Annotated in this window: 18 protein-coding genes; 12 read left to right on the forward strand and 6 right to left on the reverse strand. The window is 62.2% G+C overall.

Features of this window, described 5'->3' with window-relative positions:
• Positions 1-32: 32 nt before the first annotated feature.
• On the forward strand, positions 33-1,226 hold the full coding sequence (metC, locus tag U5A58_RS15635) for a cystathionine beta-lyase (RefSeq protein WP_321962079.1): 1,194 nt from the start codon (positions 33-35) through the stop codon (positions 1,224-1,226).
• Here metC and U5A58_RS15640 read toward each other — a convergent pair.
• Complete coding sequence (locus tag U5A58_RS15640) at positions 1,210-1,398, reverse strand: hypothetical protein (RefSeq protein WP_321962080.1); 189 nt, start codon at positions 1,396-1,398, stop codon at positions 1,210-1,212. The two genes, metC and U5A58_RS15640, sit on opposite strands and share 17 nt — an antisense overlap.
• Before the next feature lie 17 nt (positions 1,399-1,415).
• Here U5A58_RS15640 and U5A58_RS15645 point away from each other — a divergent pair, with 17 nt between their 5' ends.
• The 9 genes from U5A58_RS15645 to U5A58_RS15685 all read left to right on the forward strand — a co-directional run bounded on the left by U5A58_RS15645 (position 1,416) and on the right by U5A58_RS15685 (position 11,305).
• On the forward strand, positions 1,416-2,405 hold the full coding sequence (locus U5A58_RS15645) for a hypothetical protein (RefSeq protein ID WP_321962081.1): 990 nt from the start codon (positions 1,416-1,418) through the stop codon (positions 2,403-2,405).
• 309 nt (positions 2,406-2,714) lie between these two features.
• The gene (locus U5A58_RS15650) at positions 2,715-3,017 is read left to right on the forward strand and encodes a hypothetical protein (RefSeq protein ID WP_321914534.1); all 303 of its coding nucleotides are present in this window, start codon (positions 2,715-2,717) and stop codon (positions 3,015-3,017) included.
• A 182-nt stretch (positions 3,018-3,199) separates the two neighbouring features.
• On the forward strand, positions 3,200-4,507 hold the full coding sequence (locus tag U5A58_RS15655; RefSeq protein ID WP_321962082.1) for a hypothetical protein: 1,308 nt from the start codon (positions 3,200-3,202) through the stop codon (positions 4,505-4,507).
• Between the two features lie 54 nt (positions 4,508-4,561).
• Entirely contained in the window at positions 4,562-4,753 is a 192-nt protein-coding gene (locus U5A58_RS15660; RefSeq protein ID WP_321962083.1) for a hypothetical protein, read from the forward strand.
• Entirely contained in the window at positions 4,746-5,138 is a 393-nt protein-coding gene (locus U5A58_RS15665; RefSeq protein WP_321914531.1) for a hypothetical protein, read from the forward strand. Before U5A58_RS15660 ends, U5A58_RS15665 begins: the two co-directional genes overlap by 8 nt.
• A gap of 81 nt (positions 5,139-5,219) precedes the next feature.
• A complete protein-coding gene (locus tag U5A58_RS15670) occupies positions 5,220-7,556 on the forward strand; it encodes an LPS-assembly protein LptD (protein WP_321962084.1) in 2,337 nt (778 codons plus the stop codon).
• A 206-nt stretch (positions 7,557-7,762) separates the two neighbouring features.
• Entirely contained in the window at positions 7,763-9,073 is a 1,311-nt protein-coding gene (locus U5A58_RS15675) for an MFS transporter (RefSeq protein ID WP_321962085.1), read from the forward strand.
• A gap of 4 nt (positions 9,074-9,077) precedes the next feature.
• Complete coding sequence (locus U5A58_RS15680; RefSeq protein ID WP_321962086.1) at positions 9,078-9,947, forward strand: alpha/beta fold hydrolase; 870 nt, start codon at positions 9,078-9,080, stop codon at positions 9,945-9,947.
• Positions 9,944-11,305: an MmgE/PrpD family protein gene (locus tag U5A58_RS15685; RefSeq protein ID WP_321962087.1), complete on the forward strand. Its 1,362-nt coding sequence runs from the start codon at positions 9,944-9,946 to the stop codon at positions 11,303-11,305. Before U5A58_RS15680 ends, U5A58_RS15685 begins: the two co-directional genes overlap by 4 nt.
• Positions 11,306-11,313: 8 nt before the next feature.
• Here the strand turns inward: U5A58_RS15685 and gcvA are convergent, their stop codons facing one another.
• Positions 11,314-12,237: a transcriptional regulator GcvA gene (gcvA, locus tag U5A58_RS15690; protein WP_321914526.1), complete on the reverse strand. Its 924-nt coding sequence runs from the start codon at positions 12,235-12,237 to the stop codon at positions 11,314-11,316.
• Positions 12,238-12,366: 129 nt separating this feature from the next.
• Between gcvA and U5A58_RS15695 the strand changes: the two genes are divergently transcribed.
• Positions 12,367-13,512 (forward strand): acyl-CoA dehydrogenase family protein, encoded by a 1,146-nt coding sequence (locus tag U5A58_RS15695; RefSeq protein WP_321962088.1) that lies wholly within the window; start codon positions 12,367-12,369, stop codon positions 13,510-13,512.
• A 27-nt stretch (positions 13,513-13,539) separates the two neighbouring features.
• Positions 13,540-15,672 (forward strand): acetate--CoA ligase family protein, encoded by a 2,133-nt coding sequence (locus tag U5A58_RS15700; protein WP_321962157.1) that lies wholly within the window; start codon positions 13,540-13,542, stop codon positions 15,670-15,672.
• An 84-nt stretch (positions 15,673-15,756) separates the two neighbouring features.
• On the opposite strand, the gene U5A58_RS15705 is transcribed toward U5A58_RS15700, so the two are convergent.
• From U5A58_RS15705 to U5A58_RS15720, 4 genes are all read right to left on the reverse strand, one after another.
• A complete protein-coding gene (locus U5A58_RS15705) occupies positions 15,757-17,097 on the reverse strand; it encodes an APC family permease (RefSeq protein WP_321962089.1) in 1,341 nt (446 codons plus the stop codon).
• A gap of 8 nt (positions 17,098-17,105) precedes the next feature.
• Positions 17,106-17,942, reverse strand: coding sequence for an acetamidase/formamidase family protein (locus U5A58_RS15710; RefSeq protein WP_321962090.1), 837 nt, complete (start codon positions 17,940-17,942; stop codon positions 17,106-17,108).
• A gap of 190 nt (positions 17,943-18,132) precedes the next feature.
• Positions 18,133-18,729 carry an ANTAR domain-containing response regulator gene (locus U5A58_RS15715; protein WP_321962091.1) on the reverse strand — a complete coding sequence of 199 codons (597 nt, stop codon included), beginning with the start codon at positions 18,727-18,729 and terminating at the stop codon, positions 18,133-18,135.
• Positions 18,726-19,871, reverse strand: a complete 1,146-nt coding sequence (locus U5A58_RS15720) for a transporter substrate-binding protein (protein ID WP_321962092.1) — start codon at positions 19,869-19,871, stop codon at positions 18,726-18,728. Before U5A58_RS15720 ends, U5A58_RS15715 begins: the two co-directional genes overlap by 4 nt.
• Positions 19,872-20,065 lie beyond the last annotated feature (194 nt).

The raw sequence follows: 20,065 nt of genomic DNA on the forward strand, positions 1-20,065 counted from the left end.
CGAACGGCACCCGCTTCAAGGCACCTATTCACATGTCCCACGATTCGCGCGCTCCGCGCCTTGCCACCCGTCTTGTCAAAGGCGGCACGTCCACGGTCGTCGACGGCGGGCGCGCGGTCAATCCGCCGGTCGTACGCGCGTCGACTGCGCTGTTCGAGACGATGGCCGATCTGAACGATGCACGCAGCCGGCGCAGTACCGAGCGGTTGTTCACATACGGCGCGCGCGGCAATCCTACCGGCTTCGCCCTCGAAGACGTCGTGTCGGGACTCGAAGGAGGCTATCGAACGCGCCTCTTCCCCACTGGCCTCGCGGCCATAACGATGGTGTTCCTCGCCTACCTTCGCCCTGGCGACCACGTGCTGATTTCCGATTGCGTCTATCAGCCGCTGCGCCACTTCGCCAGTACGTTCCTCGATCCGTGGGGTATCGACGTCACGTATATCCGGGCAGACGGCTCGGATGTCGCGAGCCGCATGACGCCCCGCACGAAGCTCGTCTACGTCGAGTGCCCGGGCTCGCTGCTCTACGAACTGTGCGATCTGCCCGCGCTCGCCGAACTGGCGCACCGCCACGGCGCGCTGCTGGCCGCGGACAATACATGGGGCTCAGGCGTGCAATATCAGCCGTTGAGGCTCGGCGCCGACATTTCCATCATGGCCGCGACCAAATACCTGAGCGGCCATTCCGATGTGATGATGGGCACCGTAACAACGACTGAGGCCGCCTGGCGGCCTCTCGCGACAATGAGCGATGCGCAGGGTGTCGCCGTCAGCCCCGACGATGCGTACCTGGTGCTGCGCGGCACGCGCACGCTGGGCGCCCGGCTCGCGCTGCACGAGAAGCATGCGCTCGAAGTTGCACACTGGCTCACTACGCAGCCTGCCGTCGCGCGCGTCTTTTGCCCTGCGCTGCCGGAACATCCGGGTCACGCGCTATGGCAGCGCGACTGCACCGGCACCAACGGACTGATCTCATTCGAACTCTCGCAAGTGTCCGCCGAAGCGGCCGATCGCTTCGTCGATGGGCTGTCGCTGTTCGGGATCGGGGCGTCATGGGGCGGCTTCGAAAGCCTCGCGACTGTCGTCAACGTCGCTAGCGCCAGAACCTGCGAGGACTGGAAAAGCACCGGGCCGATCGTGCGCCTGCATGTGGGGCTTGAAGACCCGCGTGATCTCATCGACGATCTCGCGCACAGCCTCGGCGCAATCAGTTCCGGCCAATAATCTGGCGATACTGCGCGGGCGTCAAAGCCGTCAACGCCTTGAACATGCGCCGCATGCCCGCGCCGCTATTCGAACCGCAGAGTTCCTTGCGTTCTATCGCGCAGCAGTAACAATCGGTAAATTGCTTGTCGGGGCGCTGAAGTCGCCGTGCCGTAAAATCGGTCGCGCTCACTTGCCCCTCTTTCAACGATGCCCCGCTCTTTCGAATCGACTGCGCGTCGCGGCGCACGCTGGCTCACCACCGTGCTGGCGCTGCTCGCGGGTTCCTATGTGCCGCTAGCGCACGCCGAATGCCGACCGACCGCGGACCCCGGCGTGCTGGTGCTGCCGCTTTCTCCCGTGCATCTCTCGGTGCCGCTCAATGCGCCGGTGGGAACCACGGTCGGCTCGGCCCATGTGGCCGCGCTCAACGACATTCCCTTCACGTGCAGCGGCCCGGACAACGTGCGCGAATTGCGCGTGCTCGCGCCCGCCGACACGAGCTCTGACCTCGGCAACGTCTACGCGACGAGTCTTCCGGGCATCGGCTTTCGGATCGTGACGCGCGGCGGCAGTTTCGCGGGCATCGACGACGGCCCGCGCAATGCGGCGTACCGTGTCACGCTGCCGCCTCATGCGGCGCACCTCACGGGTTTTGCCGCCGATGTCGAGTTCATGACAACCGGTCCGAGTCACAGTGGTGTGCTCGCGCCTGGCAAGCTCGCGAGCGTGTTGATTGGCGGTACCGAATTCATCGACGTGAGCGTGCCGGAGAACGGCGTCCTGGTCGACGCCATGCAATGCGCGCCGGTTTCGGCGAGCGACGAGATGTCGGCGGGCGTGGGGACGATGGGATCTTTCACGCAGGAAGCCGCAGTGATCAGCACGGGATGCGGTCCGGTTGGCGTGAGTCTCGCGATCGGGGTGGGACAGGGCTACGTGTATGGCGCGCATCCGTCGCTGAATGCGAATGCGCAGCCCGAGCACCACGCCCACGTTGCTGCCGGTTTAGCCGCGCTGGACGCCGCGCCTGGTCCGGGCGCGGCGGGCGTGACGCTCACGCGCAGCCGCAACGCCGCACACACGTCAACGCTCGACGACAGCCAGTTGGGCAGCGTCGAAACGGGCACGGTACAAGGTTCGAGTGCGGGCGGCTGGTCCGGCGGCGGCTTCAGTGCAGGCGGCGGAATGCGGCGCTGAGCCGGTCACTGCTGTTTTTTACACGTGTGCGTTGCGTAATCTTTGTTTCGAGATTTTCTTGCCGATTATTAACGGCGTACGCGTTGTTTGAAATCGGCCCGGTCATCTTCTGGGCCACGGCTACGCGTTGACAAGGTTTGCAGCCACCCGCCCCGACCAAACAGCCGTAGCGCTTTCATCGGCATCCGAATCAAGTCTCGATGTTTAGTTATGAAGAATAGACTCGCCGCTGCCATAGAATCGGCGTCGGCCACAATATCAAGCCGGAGACAATCAACCATGTTGGAAACGAAAGGAAGGAATATGAAGATGGACAAGCTCGCGGCAGTCGCGCTGATCGCCGCCGCGTTGTCGTTCGAGGGCTGCACGTCCGTAGCCCAAAAAAATACCGACCAGTGTGTGGAGCGAATGCAGAGATCCGCGGAACCCGCGATCGTCTCGGTCAGTGACACGCGGCCGTCGCCGGATGGCCGCTCGTTCACCGTGAGCGGCATGATGGAGGACCGGAGCACGCATGCGCTCGTGCCCGCGCAAGTCGAATGCCGGTTCGAAGGCAAGGTCCTGACGGGCTTCCGTTGGCTCGCGCCCGCCAATTTCGCATCGAAGTACTGAGCGTCGCGATGCGCCGTGGTGCCCAAACAGCCACGACAGCTTGATGAATTGAAAATCGTAATCGACTGTAATGCTTTATGTAACCTGAGAAACTTTGACTCGCCCTACACTCCAGCGTCTCAGCGTTGGTCTGTCGGAGGTTGCGTTCGGCCACGGGCATTTGAATTCACTACCGAGGTCGCATGAATCCCGAATCGAAAGCCATTTTCCTGCACACCGGATATCGAACGGCGGGCACGTGGTTATGGTCCTGCTTTCGCAGCCTGGATCAAGTGACCGCGTACTATGAACCGCTGCATGAAATGCTGGCGAGCATCGATCGGGACATGCTCAACACAAGCACGGCGAGCAGTTGGCGTTCGGGGCATCCCGATCTGGAGAGCCCCTATTTCGCCGAGTTCGCCCATTTGCTCGACGGTGAAAAGCGGGGAATCGCCGGTTACGAAGCGGTCTTTTCTGTCGATAGTTTTTCCGGCGATGCACCCGAAGCCGCGCCCCGTCTTGTCGAGTATCTGAATACGCTCACGCACACGGCAAACGCCGCCGGGCGCACACCGGTCTTCAAGTTTTGCAGGTCGTTGGGGCGACTCAACTGGTTCTACGAAACGTTTACCGACGCGGTGCATATCGTTGTCCTGAAGAACCCGGTCACACAATGGCAATCGTGCTGGGAGCTGTTCGCCAGGCACCGCAACGCGCATTTTGTCGCCATTCCGTTTGCCGTGCTCGATATGAACCGGCACGTTCCGCTCGCGCGCAAAGTGATTGAGGCTTTGCGGGTCACGTTGCCGGAGATGCCAGAGAGCGGCACGCGTGTCACGCTTGAAGCCCGCCTCACGTTCTGGAAACAGTACGTTGCGCAGATCGATCCCGCCGATGCGTATCGCGGCTTTCTCGCGCATTGGCTGTTGACGCTCCGGCACGCCTTCACGTCATCCGATGCGGTGTTCGATTGCGATCTCGCCGCGCGCTCGCCCGCTTATGCCCAGGCGGCGGAACAATGGATCGCGGAGATGTCGGGCTTGAATCCATCGCTTGGCAGCGTGGAATCCGCCGATGGTCCTCGCCAATGCGGCTTTGACGCGATGCGCGGCCTGGCGATTCACCTCGACGCGCTGGCGCTTTCGAAAGTACTCGTCGAATCGCGCGAGATTAGTGATGAAACGCATTCATTCTGGTCCAGCAAGCTCGCGCAAGCGACCCAGGTGCTCGCATTCGGTCCCGACGTGAACTGGCCGCAAGGCGCGGTTTCCCTGCATCGCTCGACGCGTGTCGTGAATATTGCGTTGATCGACGGCATTGCGGCGGACGCCGCGCTAGTGAGCGAACTCGCTGCCACGCGCAGTGCGCTCGAGCGTGCAAAGGAACAGGTCAAGGCGCTCAAGCGTGCCCCGTTGCGGCGGCTCGGCACGAAGGTGCGCAAGCTATTCGCGCCGAAACCACGCCGCTCTGAAACATACATTAAGAAGTGGCGCTCGCGCGGTAACTAAAAAACACGCGCCTTCATTTATGGTGGCGGGATCGACTCACGGAACCCGTCCACCATGTCCACGACCCTTTCCTTTCTCAGTGAACGCGTCTCGCGCGCGGTCCTCGAAGCCAGTTCAGCGCCGCTATGGTCCGCCTGCATGGCCGAAGCCGCGCACGTGTGGATGCCGTCGCGCGATCGTGCGTTGATCACGCCAGCCGCTGGCATGATCGCAGTGCAAGATGCTGGAGCGCACGCGCATGGCTGAGAACGTCACGGCTATCGTGCGTCAGATCAGTTCGGCCGACCTGAGCGCGGACGGCGAATTCCTTCTGATTCACGATGGAAGCGCCACGGCGGCACTCCACCGTTCGGTATTCAACGACCTGCTGGTTGCGCTGCCCAACGCGATGGAAAAGATCCAGCGCATCAACAAGAGCGAAGCGCCATCGTTCGCGCTCATGCACGCGCGCGGCTGCGAGATCGGGCGGCTCGACGGTACTCGCCATGTTGTGATCCGCTTTCGGCTATCGCAAACTGCCTGCCTGTCGTTCACATTGCCCTGCGAGCACATTCGCGGCATTGTCGACGCGCTCGAGTCCGCATCTCATCAAGAAGCCGTGCTGTCTTCCCGCACCGCCTGGCTGCAATAAGCAGGCGCCCCGCACGCGGACGCGCTCCCAGCGAGCCGCACACACATTTTCATCCGCAAACCCTGGTTTCCCTGGCCTATCGTGATCCTGCGTGACGCATTGCGCGGCTTACGTCTAAAGCCGCTGATTTCCCTGTTGCTGGTCGCGCCCGGATTCGCGCCACCCGCCGCACTCGCTCAACTCTCCGGCACGGCATCGCAGCCCGCATCGCTCGGCGACGACTCGCCCTTGCGCGTCGATCCGCAGTTGCAGGAGCATCCGCTGCAATCGGGCGACAAAGCCGCAACGACCGCAATCGCCCGGTCCATGAACGGCACGACCGACACCGACCTCTCGCTACATGGGGAGGCCGAGTTGCGGCGTTACGCGTCGGCCATCAAAGGCGACTCCATTCACTACTTCGAGGACGCGGACACCGCCGACGCTTATGGCAACGCGAGCCTCACGCAAAACGGCATCACGTTCTTTGGACCCTATGCGCATATGCGCGTCGAAGCGGAGCAAGGCTATATCAATACGCCGCGCTACCGCTTCGTCATCAATGGCGGATGGGGTTCGGCCGCACGCGCCGACCTGATCGACAACGAGCGCGCGGTGATCCACAACGGCACCTATTCGACCTGCCAATGCAGCGGCGAGCCCGCGTGGTACCTGCGCGCCTCGCAGTTCGAAATGGACAACGGCACGAATACCGGCGTTGCGCGCAACACGGTGCTGTTCTTTCAGGGCGTGCCGATATTCGCGAGCCCGTGGCTCTCGTTTCCGCTCTCGAACGACCGGCGCAGCGGCCTGTTGCCGCCAACGTTCTCGTTCAGCTCCACGGGCGGCTTCGACCTGGCGACGCCGATCTATTTCAATCTCGCACCGAACTACGATCTCACGCTGACACCCCGCACGATCAGCCGCCGTGGTGAGATGATGAGCGCCGACTATCGCTACCAGGGCAGCGACTACAGCGGCGAATTCTCGGCTCTGGTTCTGCCGCACGACGCACTCACGAAGACCGACCGCTATTCCCTCTCGCTCAAGCACGACTGGAATATCGGCTCCGGCTTCTCCGGCTACGTGAACTACAACCGCGTTTCGGATTCGAGTGTCACCACCGACCTGAACGCCGAAAACCAGCTTCTGCTGGGATCGACGACACTCTATGACCAGGAAGCGGGCCTGCGCTATGCGAACGGACCGTGGTCGGTGCTGTTGCGCGAGCAGCACTGGCAGGCCTATTCGAACGATACGGTCTACAACCGCGAGCCGCAATTGAACGTGCAATACGCGCGCTATAACGTAGACGGATTCGACTTCGGTGCAGAAGCGGATGCATCGCGCTTCACGATGTCGAGCAGCGACGTCGCGCAGGGTAATCGCTTCGTATTCAATCCCTACGTGTCGCTGCCCGTCGTGCGCCCGTCGTGGTACATCACACCCAAGTTGCAGTGGCACTTCGCGACCTACGACCTTTCCTCGCTCGGCAGCGACGCCGTGGCCGGACAGCCGCGCAATTTCCAGGTCAACGTGCCGACGGTGAGCCTCGACTCCGGCATGACGTTCGAGCGTTCCATCACGCTATTCGGCCACGCCTATATTCAAACGCTCGAACCACGGCTTTATTACGTCTATACGCCGTATCGAAACCAGAGCTTCGCGCCGCTGTTCGACACCGCCGAGAGCGATTTCGGCCTCGCCGAGATCTTCACGGCCAATAGCTTTGTCGGCAATGACCGTGTTGCCGATGCCAATCGCGTCACCGCCGCCATCACGACACGTTTCATCGACGCCGCGACGGGTTCGGAGGCAGGACGCTTCGTGCTCGCGCAGCAATACAACTTCACCACGCCGCGCGTGACACTGGAAGCCGACGGCACCGCCACGGACATGACCCGCACGGGCGTGATCGCGGGTGCCTCGCTCAACATCAGCAGCGCGTTCAAGGCCGAGCAGGCCATCGAATACGACGAGGCGAATGCTTACCTTTCCCATGCGAGCACGGGTTTTTCGTGGGCGCCCGCAGCGGGCAAAGTCTTGAATATGGCGTATCGATATACGCGCGCCAACGCGTCCGAGGACGACGAGCCGGTCAGCCAGTTCATCGTCTCGGGCCAATGGCCGCTGAGCCGCCGGCTTTCCAGCGTCGCGCGCGTGAACTACGACATGCATTTGCACCGGCTCATTGCGGGGTTGGTCGGCTTTCAGTACGACGCAGATTGCTGGTCGATCGGCGTTGCCTTCGAAAAATACACGAATGAGACCAGTTCCACGGTGCCGAGCAGCGGCAGCCGCGTACTGATGCAGTTGCAGTTCAAGGGTCTGTCGAAAATCGACAACGGCCTGCTCAATCAGTTCAGGGAAAACGTGCCGGGCTATACGCCACCGCCGGGCGGCGATGCACCGGTCTCGAAGTTCACGGACTATGAGTAAGGCGGCGTTCTCAAGTTGACGGTTGCAGGCTGTGCGCATGATCGACAGAATCTTCGATGTGACTTTTTGGAACATGTCTATGCGCGATATGAAGTGTTTTTTCTGAAGCGCCCGTCCCAGACTGTCTCTACAAACCCCGCGTACACCCCTGAGTGGGTGTCCCGCCGAGGGACCGAGGACCCGTAAGGTTCAACAAGGAGACAGCAGTGTCAGATATACCGTCCAATACGGCCGCACAACGATATCGCAGCGCCACACCGGTCATTCGCACCCGGATGGCCGGCTGTATCGGGCACGCCATCGAATGGTTCGACTTCTCGATTTACGCGAACTTCGCCATTTTCTTCGGTCCCCAGTTGTTCCCGTCGACGGATCAGCGCTCCGCGCTGCTCGCCGCGTTCGGCGTCTACGCAATCGGCTTCGTGATGCGGCCTGCGGGGGGCTGGCTGCTAGGCGCCGTCGCCGATCGCCATGGCCGCCGGACTGCGCTCGCCATTTCCGTCACCTTGATGGCGCTGGGTTCGCTCCTGCTCGCGGTATTGCCGCCCTACGCGGCGATCGGTCTCGCCGCCCCGGTAATTGCAACGATTGCCCGGCTATTGCAGGGGCTCTCCGTCGGCGGCGAGTTCGCCGCAGCCTGTTCGTTCCTTGCCGAGACAGCGCCGCCGAACCGCCGCGGATTTCACGGCAGCTTCCTGTTCTTCGGCACGGGCATCGGCTTGATCGCCGCCTCGGCGATCGCCTGGGTGCTGAACCGCGCGCTCACCCACGAGCAGATGCTGCATTTTGGATGGCGCATCCCGTTCCTGATCGGTGCGTTTGGCGGCCTGTTCGGGTACTGGCTGCGTACGCGCGTCGAAGAAACCGAAGCGTTCCGGCGCACCGCCACGCGCGCCAAGGAACGCAAAGGCTCGATCCGCGTTCTGTTCACGCAATACGCGAAGCCAACGTGGACGCTCATCGGCACCAGCATTCTCGGCGCGTTCGCCTTCTATCTGTTCATTGTCTACGTGCCGGTCTACGCGATTCACCGCTCGGGCGCGGAACCGGCGACCGCCTACGCGGCGAGCACGTTGAGCCTGATCGCGTTCACCGCGGTTCAACCGCTCTTCGGCTGGCTCTCGGACCGCTTCGGGCGTCGTCCGCAACTCATCGTGATGGCGGCGCTCTATACGCTGTTCGTCTACCCTGTCGTGCTCTCCGTGGGCAGTTCGTTCTGGTCGATCGCTCTGGTCGAGATGTTCGGCATCGTGGTGTACGGCCTCTATACCGCGATTGCGCCAGCGCTCATGGCAGAGCTTTTCGGCGCCGAGATCCGCTCACTCGGTATCGGGCTCCCGTTCAACCTGGTCGTCGCGATTCTCGGCGGCACGACGCCCTATTTGATGACGTGGCTGCAGGGCCGCCAGCAGGAATACCTGTTCCTGATCTATGTCTGCATTGGCTCGGCAATCAGCCTCTTCACCTATGTGCGGATGAAGGAGACGCGTGGCATCGCGTTAGATTCGGAACGCTGACACCATGATCGACGCATTGCATACGCGCCTTTCGCGCGCCGCGATCACCACGCAAGCTGACGAGTGCGCGCTGAGCCACATCGATCTGGGTAGCGGGGCCCCGCTTCTGTTGATCCACGGCGGCCACGGCGGCTGGTACCACTGGCTGAAGAATATTGAAGCCCTCTGCGCCCACTCGCGCGTCATCGCGCCTGATCTGCCGGGCTTTGGCCGCAGCACCGGCCCTGTGCGCAACTTCTCGTTGCAAGTGGCCGCCAGCGAGCTGTTTGCCCTGCTCGACAGGCTTGGTATCGGCACGATTGACGTCGCGGCGTTTTCGTTCGGCGCATGTATTGGCGGACAGATGGCGGTGCAAATGCCGCATCGCGTGCGCTCGCTTGCCGTGGTCAATCCAGCCGGAATGGGCCCGGTTTCAGCACGGCTCTCCGACATTCAACATGAAGCGGCGCGGGTCGCGAAATCGCATGGCCTCGAGCAAGGCGTGCGCATTTCACTCGAGCAAATCATGCTATGCGACTCCCGCCTCGTTACAGAGGACCTTTGCAGACTCACCGCCGACCATGTGCGGGCGACGCGCGTGCAAACGCGCGCCATTGCACGGACTCATCCCACGCGCGCCCTTTTCGAGCGCGTGCGCGCGCCTATGTGGCAGGCACTCGGCTCACAAGATCCCCACCAGCGCCATGCGCTTGACCAGCGGGCTCGCTATGTGCAGTCAATATCGGAATGCAACACCTCGTCGATTTGCCACGCCGCTCATTGGCTGCAATTCGAAGCGGCGCCGTGGTTCAACGACAACCTGACTGCCTTCCTCGACCGCGTTCGCGCGAGGCAGCGCACACCCAGTTCCATCGATACCGGATTCCAGACATGATTCTCGACACCTTCGCAGACTACGTCGCCACACAAGCGGAAGTCGATTTGCCAGCGTCCACCCGTCATGCGGTAAAGCGCGCACTGATCGACTGGTTCGCGGCGCTCCTGCCAGGCACGCTCACGGCCCCCGCCCTGCAGCTGCGGCGCGCGCACAGCGAGGAATTCGGCTTTGCGCGTTCGAGCTTGCCGGGCGCCGGGGCACGCACGTTCCCGGCAACTGCCGCCTGGATCAATGGCAGTACCTCGCACGCCGTGGAATTCGACGATATCTTCCGGGACGCCGTCTATCATCCGGGCTGTCCAACAGTGGCCGCAGCACTCGCGCTAGCCGAAGACAGAAACGCAAGTGGCGACCAGTTGCTCAAGGCGATTGTTGCGGGCTACGAAGTTTCAACGCGCATAGGCGCCGCGGTACAACCCGCTCATTACCGCTTCTTCCATACGACAGGAACGGTGGGATGTTTCGGCGCCGCCGCAGCGGGTGCGCTTCTTGCCGCGCCCGGTTCCAGCGACACGGCGCGTCATGCAATGGCGACGGCGGCGACCTTCGCGTCGGGCCTCCAGCAGGCATTCCGCTCCGACGCCATGACCAAAGCCCTGCACGCCGGCCACGCTGCCGCTGTGGGCGTACGCGCGGCACAGGGAGCGGCCGCCGGACTGACCGGCGTGACCGACATCCTCGAAGGCGCAGCGGGCTTCGGAGCCGCATTGTGCGACTCGCCGAGCTGGGACGGCGTAACCGACGGCCTGGGCGTGCGATTCAACATCGAGCACATTACGCAGAAAAATCACGGTTGCTGCGGACATACATTCGCCGCCATCGACGCGCTGCTCGAACTGAAGCACGAGCACGGCTTCACGGCCGGCGCGATCCGCAATATCACCGTGCGCACGTACGGTGCGGCGCTCGAGGTGGCCGGCATTCGCGATCCGCGAACGGCCTTTGAGGCGCGTTTCAGCCTGCCCTACGTCATGAGCCACGCGGCGATATACGGCTCGGTGCGGCTCAGCGCGTTCGAGCCCGCACGGCTTGCCGAGGCACCGCTGCGCGCATTGATGGAAAAAGTCGAACTGGTCGCCGATCCGGCGCTAACAGCCGCATTCCCGAAACAGCGCGCAGCGCGTGTGGCCGTGACGCTCGACGATGGCCGCACGGTCGAGACTTTTGCTCCTTATCGCCGAGGCGATCCCGAAGCTCCGCTCACGGACGCCGAACTCGACGCCAAGTTCACCGAACTGGCAACGCCCGTGATCGGCACAGCCGCTGCGCGAGCGCTACTCGATCAGCTCTGGCGCATCGACGAACATCGTGTCACCGATCTCGCGCTTGCCAGGCTCGTTGCGTTGCAAGCGTAGACCCCCCATCACTCTGCCATGCCTTCGATCTTTGGCATGGCAGAGATTTCGTCCATGAGCCACGAGCGAAATGCTGCGATCTTGCGCGACGGCCTGCGGCCTTCGGCAACCAGAAGGTAATAACCCAGCTTTCGCTTTACCGGGCGGTTGAACGGACATACCAGCGCGCCCGAGGCGATATCGTTGGCGAGCAGACGCGTTTGCCCGATCACCACGCCGAGACCCTCGATCGCCGCCTGATAGGCGAGCAGAGAGTTCTGAAATCCGCCGCGCTGCTGCTTCACGAGCGCTTCGAGATCGCTGCGCCCCACGGCGCGCAGCCAGTCGAACCAGTCTTGACGCCGATAGCGCGACTGAAGCAGCCGGTGTTTCGCGAGGTCCGAAAACGTCTTCAGCGGCGGCCCGTCACGCAACAACGCCGGGCTGCAAACAGGCTCGATGACATCGTCGAACAAATGCTCGCTCTGGATGCCAGGCCAGTTGCCGTCGCCGAACTGGATCGCCGCATCGGCCTCGACTTCGTTGAAGTTCATCGGAGCAACGGTCGTGCTGATCTCGACGGGAATGTTGGGATAGCGCTGCTCGAAGCGTTGCAGGCGATGCATGAGCCACTTCGCTGCGAACGTGGTGTAGACATTGAGCCGCAGCGCCTCGCCCTCCGCACTCCCCACGATGCTTTCCGTTGCCGCCGCAATGGCGGCGAACGCCGGCCCCACCGCCTTGTGATAAGTCGCGCCCGCCTTCGTGAGCCTCACGCCGCGAGGCTCGCGCTCGAACAACGTGACGCCGAGATATTGCTCGAGCGTGCTGAGCTGCCGGCTCACCGCCGAGTGCGTGACGCACAGCTCGGCCGAGGCCTTCGTGAGGCTGCCAAGACGCGCAACGGCATCGAATACGTGTAGCGGATTGAGCGGAGGAACCGTGCGGGACATAGCTGACTATCCGGGAATTGGTGTTCCAAAAACTCACATCAACGTACCGTATGCGAAGTAGTGTGTCAATCTCGCGGCGGGAATAATGACCTCACGATGAACACGTACCTGGAGACGAAGAGGAGAACCATGGACTTCCAGTTCACTGAGGAGCAAACCGCCTTTGCAGACGCCGTGCGCCGGTTCGCGAAAGACACGCTTGCGCAAGGCGCGCTGCGGCGGGCCCACGAACCCGGCTACGCGTTCGACGTAGCGCGGCTACTGTCCGAACAGGGCCTGCTCGGCATTACGATGGACGAGGAGGACGGCGGCCAGGGCGGAACGTTGATGGACGCCGTCATCGCGATCCAGGAAATCGCACTGGTCTGCCCCAAGAGCGCGGACGTCGTGCAGGCCGGCAACTTCGGTCCGATTCGCACTTTCGTCGAGTATGCGAGCGCGGAACAGAAGCGCCGCTACCTGAAGGATCTGCTCAGCGGACGCAAGGTCATCGCGCTCGGCATGACCGAGCCCGGCGCGGGTTCGGCCGTCACCGAACTGTGCACCTCCGCGCGCGAAGAAGGCGACGAGTACGTCATCAACGGCACGAAGATCTTCTCGACACACAGCCCCGAAGCCGACCTCTTCCTGATTTACTGCCGCTTCGGGCCGGGAACGGGCAACATCGGCTCGGTTCTGATCGAAAAAGGCACACCTGGATTCACGGTCGGCAATCCGTCCTGCTTCATGAGCGGCGAACCGTGGTCGCAGTTGTACATGGAGGAATGCCGCATTCCGGCCGAGAACGTCCTGCTCGGGCCAGGCGGCTTCAAGAAGCAGATCTCCGGCTTTAATGTCGAGCGCGTAGGCAATGCGTCACGGGCTCTGGCCCTGGGCCGTCACGCGTTCAATCTCGCGCGCGAGCATGCTGCCATGCGGGAGCAGTTTGGCCACCCCTTGTGCGAGTTTCAGGGCATTCAGTGGAAATTCGCCGATATGGCGCTCAAGCTGGAATCCGCTCAATTGCTGCTCTACAAGGCGGCAAACGTTGCGCGCGGCACGCTGCCTTCGCCCAACGACACGGCGCTTGCCAAGCTCGCATGCAACCTGGCCGGCTGGGAAGTCTCGAACGAGGCGCTTCAAGTGATGGGTGGCATGGGCTACAGTCAGGAGTCGCTGGTGGAATACTGCGTGCGACGAACGCGCGGCTGGATGATTGCCGGTGGATCGATCGAAGTACTCAAGAACCGTATCGCCGAAGGCGTGTTCGAACGCCGTTTCGACCCGCGCAAGTGAAGGGACACCATGAGCATGAATGAGACGATGGAGCCGACTCCCCGCACTGCCGTACGTGACATATCCCTCGCACGCTGTGTGCTGGCGCCCGAAAGCGTCGCGCTGATCGGGGCATCGGACGACCCGGCAAAGACGGCTGGCAGACCGCTGCGCTTTATCCGGCAGGCGGGCTACGAAGGGCGCATTTACCCGATCAACCCGAACCGCGACGTTGTGCAGGGGGAACGCGCCTGGCATCGTGTATCGGATCTGCCCGAAATTCCGGAGCACGCGTTCATCCTCACGGCAACGGAAGCCGCAATCGACGCGCTCGAGGCATGCGCGAACTTCGGCATTCCCGTGGCCACCATACTCGCCGCGGGTTTCTCTGAGACGGGCCCGGACGGCGCAGCACGCGAACAGCGCGTGCGTGACATCGTCGCGCGCACGGGCATTCGTGTTCTCGGGCCGAGCGGTCTCGGTATGGTGAACGTGCGCACAAAGCTCGCATTGACGGCCAATGCCGCCTTTGCCGAGCCGGATCTTCCTGTTGGCGGCGTGTTTGTGGCCTCACACAGCGGCAGCATGATCGGCGGCCTGCTCTCGCGCGGCAAGGCCAAAGGCGTTGGCTTTGCGGGTCTGGTTTCCGTTGGCAACGAAGTCGACCTGAGCGTTGGCGAAATCTGCGCCGCAACGCTCGACGACCCCGCCATCACCGGCTACATGCTCTTTCTCGAAACGCTGCGTCATGCGGACAAACTGCGCGCCTTCGCCCTGGCGGCGGCCGAGCGCGGGAAGCCCGTCGTGGCCTATAAACTGGGGCGCTCCGCGGCGGCAGCAGAGCTTGCTGTCTCGCACACCGGCGCGCTGGCCGGCGAAGACGATGTTGCCGACGCGTTCCTCAAGGATTGCGGCATCGCTCGCGTCGACACGCTCGAAGCATTTCTCGAAAGTCTCCCCCTGCTCCGGCAAATGCCGTTGCCCCGCTCCCGCGAAGCTGCGCGCGTGCCGCGTGTCGCGGTGGTGACCACGACCGGCGGCGGCGCGGCCATGGTGGTCGATCAACTGGGTGTTCGCGGCATCGATGTCGTGCAGCCCCGTGAAGAAACCTTCGCGCGGCTCGCGAGTGCGAGCGTGGACGTGTCCAGCGGGCGCATCGTCGACCTGACACTTGCGGGCACCCGTTATGACGTCATGAGCGCCGCGCTCCGCGTGCTTCGTACGGCACCGGAATTCGATCTCGTCATTGCCGTCGCAGGGTCTTCCGCTCGCTTCGCACCAGAACTCGTGGTTCGCCCGATTATCGATAGCGGGACGGCTGACCCGGCGTTGCTCCCGCTGGCCGCGTTTGTCGTGCCAGAAGCGCCGGAGGCGCTGCTGCGACTGACTGAAGCGGGCGTGCCGTGTTTTCGGACCCCTGAGGCTTGCGCCGATGCCATCGCCGCCGCGGCATCGAGACGCGCGCCGAAGCCCTTCGCGCAGCAAAAAGCGGCAGAGAAAAGCACTGCGAAACATGAGGATGCCTTACTGCTCGACGAGCTCGTGGCGTACGAGCAGCTCGCTCGAGTGGGTGTTGCGCATGCACCGGCATCAGCTATCTCAGTCAGCGAGGCCGCGGCGTTGCCCGAAGGTCTTGCCTACCCGCTCGCGGTCAAAGTTCTCTCTGAGCGGCTGCCTCACAAGACGGATGTTGGCGGTGTCGAACTCGGTATCAGCGACGGCGCCCAGTTGCGTGCAGCAATTGCTCGCATTGTCGAGAACGTGGGAAAGCATGTACCCGATGTCGCGGTGGAGCGCGTCCTCGTGCAACCGATGACCCAAGGCCTCGGCGAGGCGCTGATCGGCTATCGGCTCGACGCGCAGGTGGGCCCGGTCGTCATGCTCGCGGCCGGCGGCGTCTATACCGAGCTTTACCGCGATCGAGCGTTGCGGCTGGCGCCTGTCGATTTCGACGAAGCACGGGCGATGGTTGCCGAAGTCAAGGGACTGCGCGCGCTCGAGGGCTATCGAGGCAAACCACGCGGCGACATGGATGCTCTCGCCAGAGCGGTGGTGGCCATGTCTCGACTGGCCACCCTTCCCGATGTTTGTGTCGTCGAAGCCGAAGTCAATCCGGTGATGATCAGGCGTGAAGGCGACGGCGTACTGGCTGTCGATGCGTTAGTGCGCATCAAACAATGAAGCATGGCGCGCGTGACGGGCGTTCAGACGCACCAGGTTTTCCCGCCTGGTGCGCCCCAGCCAGGCAAATTCGCCAGGCGCACGTCACAGCTCCATACTGACGCCTCGCCTGAACAAGCGGGTGTTGACAAGATAGTAGACAACTCCGGCCGCAAGCCACGCGAGGCCGATCGCCTTTGCTCGCCAATCCATCAGGAACAGGACGTAGCCGATAATAAAAAGGCCGATAAGCGGCAACACCAGATGGAGCATCCATCGCTTTGATCGCTGCCGGATCATGAAGTGATTAATGACCGACAGATGCAGTACGAAGAAACCCGTCAACGCGCCAAAGTTGACGATGCTGCTGAGCTCGTCGATCCGCCCGAGGAAAGCCAGGCCGACCACAAGCGACACAACCGCGACGAGAATCGTGCTCACGTAAGGCGTCTGGTACTTGGGATGAACCTTGGAGAGCACGTGTGGCAGCTTGCGATCACGACCCATCGCGAACAAGATCCGCGAAATGGCCGCCTGCGCGACAAGCGCGTTGGCGATTCCCCACGAAAGCGCCGTGGCCCAAATGGTCGCGTAGCGCAGCGCGGGGCCCCCTGCAATCGCCGCCGTGTCATAGAACGCCCCATCGGTACTGGAGAACGTCGTTCCACGCGCAAGATCGACCGCAACCCACGTCTGCAGGACAAATAGCGAGCCCACCACCAGCAGGGCCCAGAGCGATGCCTTACCTACGCTGTCAACCCCGTCCCTGCTTTCCTCGGACAACGTCGAAATGCCGTCGAATCCCAGAAACGAAAGCACCGCGATCGAAACGGCTCCGACCACCACTGACACACTGAACTTGTCCGCATCGTAGAGCGGTTTCAACGTGAGACCCGTGGGATGATCGCCCGAATAGAGTGCAATCAGGCCCAGCACGATAAATACGGCGAGGATGATGCCTTCGGCCACGAGGATGTACCGGTTCGCCTTCGCGGTGAACTCTACGCCAACGAAGTTGATCAGCGTGTTGATGCCGATAAATCCCACTAGCCACAGCCAGTCCGGCACTTGCGGGAGGATCGGCCGCAGCGCCTCGGCGCTCACGAGATACAGAAGCGCCGGAACGAGAATATAGTCGAGCAGGATCAGCCAGCCCGAAAAGAAGCCAACCGTCTCATGGATGCCACGTTGGGCGTAGGCGTAAACCGAGCCAGCAACCGGGAATGCCCGTGACATCGCCCAGTAACTCATGGCGGTGAAGAACATCGCGACCATGCCAATCAGATAGGCGAGCGGCACCATGCCTCGCGCGTCCTGATAAACGTAGCCGAAGACACCGAATGGCGCGATTGGCACCATGAAAATCATCCCGTAGATGACCAGATCCCAAACGGTGAGTGCGCGCTTGAGCTCCTGCGTATATCCGAATTCTCTTTCGATTGACATAGTGTTTCCTAGAGGACGATTCCGAGCTGCTCCGCGATCGATTTGGGCAGTGCGTAGCGGCATGTTTTCTGAGGGTCAACGACCTGACAGATTTGCAGATCGCCGGCGACTGAGAGCAAATTGACTGCGTCATCTGTCGAGAGCCCCGTCTCACCTGCAATGAAGCTGACCATATTGCGCGCAGCCAGATTGGCTGCGTCATCCAGCAAACGAGCGGATGCGATCGTATAGAGGGTGTCCGCCGTCTGGGCCATCGGTGTCGGGAGCACACGGTCCCTGAGCACTGAAATGCTGACGGTGACTTCGCCGGCTATCTCCATGCCGCAAACGGAGACTTCGCCGTCTCCCATGGCGGCATGCAAATCGCCCAGTGCCAATAGTGCGCCGGGCACGTTGACTGGCAGATAAAGGGTCGTGCCTTCAGTGATGATCTTGCAGTCCATGTTTCCGCCATGCGCGTCCGGAACGCCGCATGACACTGAGTCATTGGACGGGGCCGTGCCGATTACACCGATCATCGGGTTGAGCGGCACGCGTACGCCTTGGGGCAGCGTGCCGAAGCCACCTTCCACGGGAATCACGCGGATCGACGGCGCCGTGATCTCATCGCCACAGACTCCGAGGCCCGGCGCCGTCATCATGACCGCCTGCTTGCCAAGTACGATTCGTTCGATCTGAACGGCGAGGACGTCCCCCGGTTGCGCGCCGTCCACATAGACCGGGCCCGTCGCCGGATTGATGCGACTCCAGTCGAGCCCGGTGTACGGTGTGTCGGCGGACCGGATCTGATCCTCGAAGCAATCACAGGTCTCGAATACGACCCGCTCGCCGTCCTTTACGGTCAAAGCGGGAGCGTTCCCCGGGCCCATTGCATAGATGAGGTGGTTTCTGCTAACTCGATGCACAACGATTCCTTTCTCTTTCAGTTCTCAACGGGCGATAGTGCCTATTAGCCAAGCAAAGTTAGACGTATATAGGATTACTGATTAGCGAGGCCTCTCTGGCTCCGTTGCCTTCCCGCTCGCCCTCAGTCGTTCATGATGACGCGAGGCGCACGGCGGCTGCGTGACGGAGAATTTCCTCGCTCACCTCCACCATGCTTCGATGCGTGGCCATTGCGCTTGAACGCAGCCGTTCGTAGCCTTCTTTCTCGGTGAGGCTGTGTTTCCCGACCAGGTATGCAACGGCCTGCGCGACGAGCGGATAGCCCTCGATTTTTTTCTGCAGTCCGGTGTTTCGCGCCTGCAGTGCGCTAATCCGCTCGCCGAGCGCAAACGCCATCATGAGTGCGGTATAGACCGCGCCCTGCGTGATCGGCGGATGCAGCATCGCCGTGGCGCCGAGCGCCACACCGCGCTGGATCTGCGAAAGCGTTTCCTGGCGCGTCAACGCACAGATCGGCACGCCCTGTGCACGCAGGCGCTCGGCAACGGACGGACTATTGAATGTGTCCAGTTCGACGATGGCAGCGAAGCAATCGTCGATTGACGCTGGCGTGTCGCCGTGCACGGCAAACCAGCGGATACCGAGCCGCTGAAGACTCTTTTCGAGGCTGGCCAGATGGCGTTCGCTGCAGTCGACCAGCGCGACGCGCTGGTGTCCGAAGTCTGGTGCGTTGATGGTCGGCTTCATTTCACGATTCTTAAACGCGGGCGGGTCGAATCGACCGACGAGCTTTCGAAGGTTCTCAAGTCGGTTTGGGTCAGATACGGGTCCGCCTCGATCGGATGAGGTTCGGTGTGAACGATGCGAAAACGGTTGCCCGCGAGTTCGGCGATATGGCAAGGCAGCGCACCGTGGTTATTGCGTGAGCAAAGCTGGATCGCGCCGATTGAGGTTGCGACAGGCCTCTCGTAGAGCCAGGCAAGCAACTGGCCCGGGTCGTCGTTGCCACACGCCGCACGCGCCTCGGCGAAGAGTTCGATCGAGACGTGCGCGCCGGTGTAGAAGTGGGACAGCCGCATTTGCCCGTGCCCGGCGTACTGCCGCCGCGTGAATTCAGGCGCTGACTCTTCGAAAAACGGACCGGCCGTCAGGAGCGACAGCGCCTCCAGCGGACCGATCTTCTCCAGTTCGGCTTCCGTCAGGTCGTAACTGAGCACGGGCAGGCGCAGTCCGAGGCGCTGGCTCGCCGCATCGAGCGTTTGCAGGAACGCATACGACGACTCGCCAACCAGATTGTTGAGAACGAACGCGGGCGGACGGGCCAGGAGTGCGTCGACGAGTTCGTCGATACCCGTGGTCGAACCAAGGTGCAGATAGCGTTCGCCCAGCACCTCGCCGCCCGATATCTGCAGCACTTCGCGCGTAATGCGGTTGCTCTCCCACCCCCAGACGTAGTTCGAGCCGATCAGGAAGGCGGTTTTGCCGTATGCGTGCAGGGCGTATCGCAGCAGGGGCAGCAGAGCCTGATTCGGCGTGGCGCCCAGATAAACGACGTTTTCGTTGCTCTCGAAACCCTCGTAGGAACAGGAATACCAGAGCAGCGCGCCGTGCTGCTGGAGGTCGGGAATGATGTCCTTGCGGCTCGCAGACGTCGACGCGCCGAAGATATGCCGCACGCCCTGCTCGAGCAAAGCGGCCGCGCCGTCGCGATAGGCTTCGGCCCCGCCTCGCGGATCGTATTCGCGCGCGCACAAACGGAATCCATAACGGCCCGAGCGGTTGATACGATCGATAGCATGCCTCGCACCGGCGAGCGAGCTGCGGCCCAGGCACTCGTAAGTGCCTTTGCTCGACCATAGCAATCCAATCGGAACGTCTTCAAGCGTCAAGTTATTGTTCTCGCAATAAAAAAAGCCTGAACCGCCATTCATGGCAGGTTCAGGCTTCGGTGCCTGTTTCAGCGAAACAAAGTCTTAAAGGCCTAACGTCGCCATGCTTTGCGTTTTCAGCTATTCAGCAAAATCGTTGCTCACGCAACAACGCGAGCGGATGATAAAGCAAAAGCGCGAGTGTATCCAATAGG

The organism is Paraburkholderia sp. J7 (assembly GCF_905220155.1).
Lineage (GTDB): Bacteria > Pseudomonadota > Gammaproteobacteria > Burkholderiales > Burkholderiaceae > Paraburkholderia.

Excerpts from the sequence above, each read along its gene's own strand:
- metC (WP_321962079.1), top strand. The coding sequence starts at position 33 with ATGTCCCACGATTCGCGCGCTCCGCGCCTTGCCACCCGTCTTGTCAAA.
- U5A58_RS15645 (WP_321962081.1), top strand. The coding sequence starts at position 1,416 with ATGCCCCGCTCTTTCGAATCGACTGCGCGTCGCGGCGCACGCTGGCTC.
- U5A58_RS15650 (WP_321914534.1), top strand. The coding sequence starts at position 2,715 with ATGGACAAGCTCGCGGCAGTCGCGCTGATCGCCGCCGCGTTGTCGTTC.
- U5A58_RS15655 (WP_321962082.1), top strand. The coding sequence starts at position 3,200 with ATGAATCCCGAATCGAAAGCCATTTTCCTGCACACCGGATATCGAACG.
- U5A58_RS15660 (WP_321962083.1), top strand. The coding sequence starts at position 4,562 with ATGTCCACGACCCTTTCCTTTCTCAGTGAACGCGTCTCGCGCGCGGTC.
- U5A58_RS15665 (WP_321914531.1), top strand. The coding sequence starts at position 4,746 with ATGGCTGAGAACGTCACGGCTATCGTGCGTCAGATCAGTTCGGCCGAC.
- U5A58_RS15680 (WP_321962086.1), top strand. The coding sequence starts at position 9,078 with ATGATCGACGCATTGCATACGCGCCTTTCGCGCGCCGCGATCACCACG.
- U5A58_RS15685 (WP_321962087.1), top strand. The coding sequence starts at position 9,944 with ATGATTCTCGACACCTTCGCAGACTACGTCGCCACACAAGCGGAAGTC.
- gcvA (WP_321914526.1), bottom strand. The coding sequence starts at position 12,237 with ATGTCCCGCACGGTTCCTCCGCTCAATCCGCTACACGTATTCGATGCC.
- U5A58_RS15695 (WP_321962088.1), top strand. The coding sequence starts at position 12,367 with ATGGACTTCCAGTTCACTGAGGAGCAAACCGCCTTTGCAGACGCCGTG.
- U5A58_RS15700 (WP_321962157.1), top strand. The coding sequence starts at position 13,540 with ATGGAGCCGACTCCCCGCACTGCCGTACGTGACATATCCCTCGCACGC.
- U5A58_RS15705 (WP_321962089.1), bottom strand. The coding sequence starts at position 17,097 with ATGTCAATCGAAAGAGAATTCGGATATACGCAGGAGCTCAAGCGCGCA.
- U5A58_RS15715 (WP_321962091.1), bottom strand. The coding sequence starts at position 18,729 with ATGAAGCCGACCATCAACGCACCAGACTTCGGACACCAGCGCGTCGCG.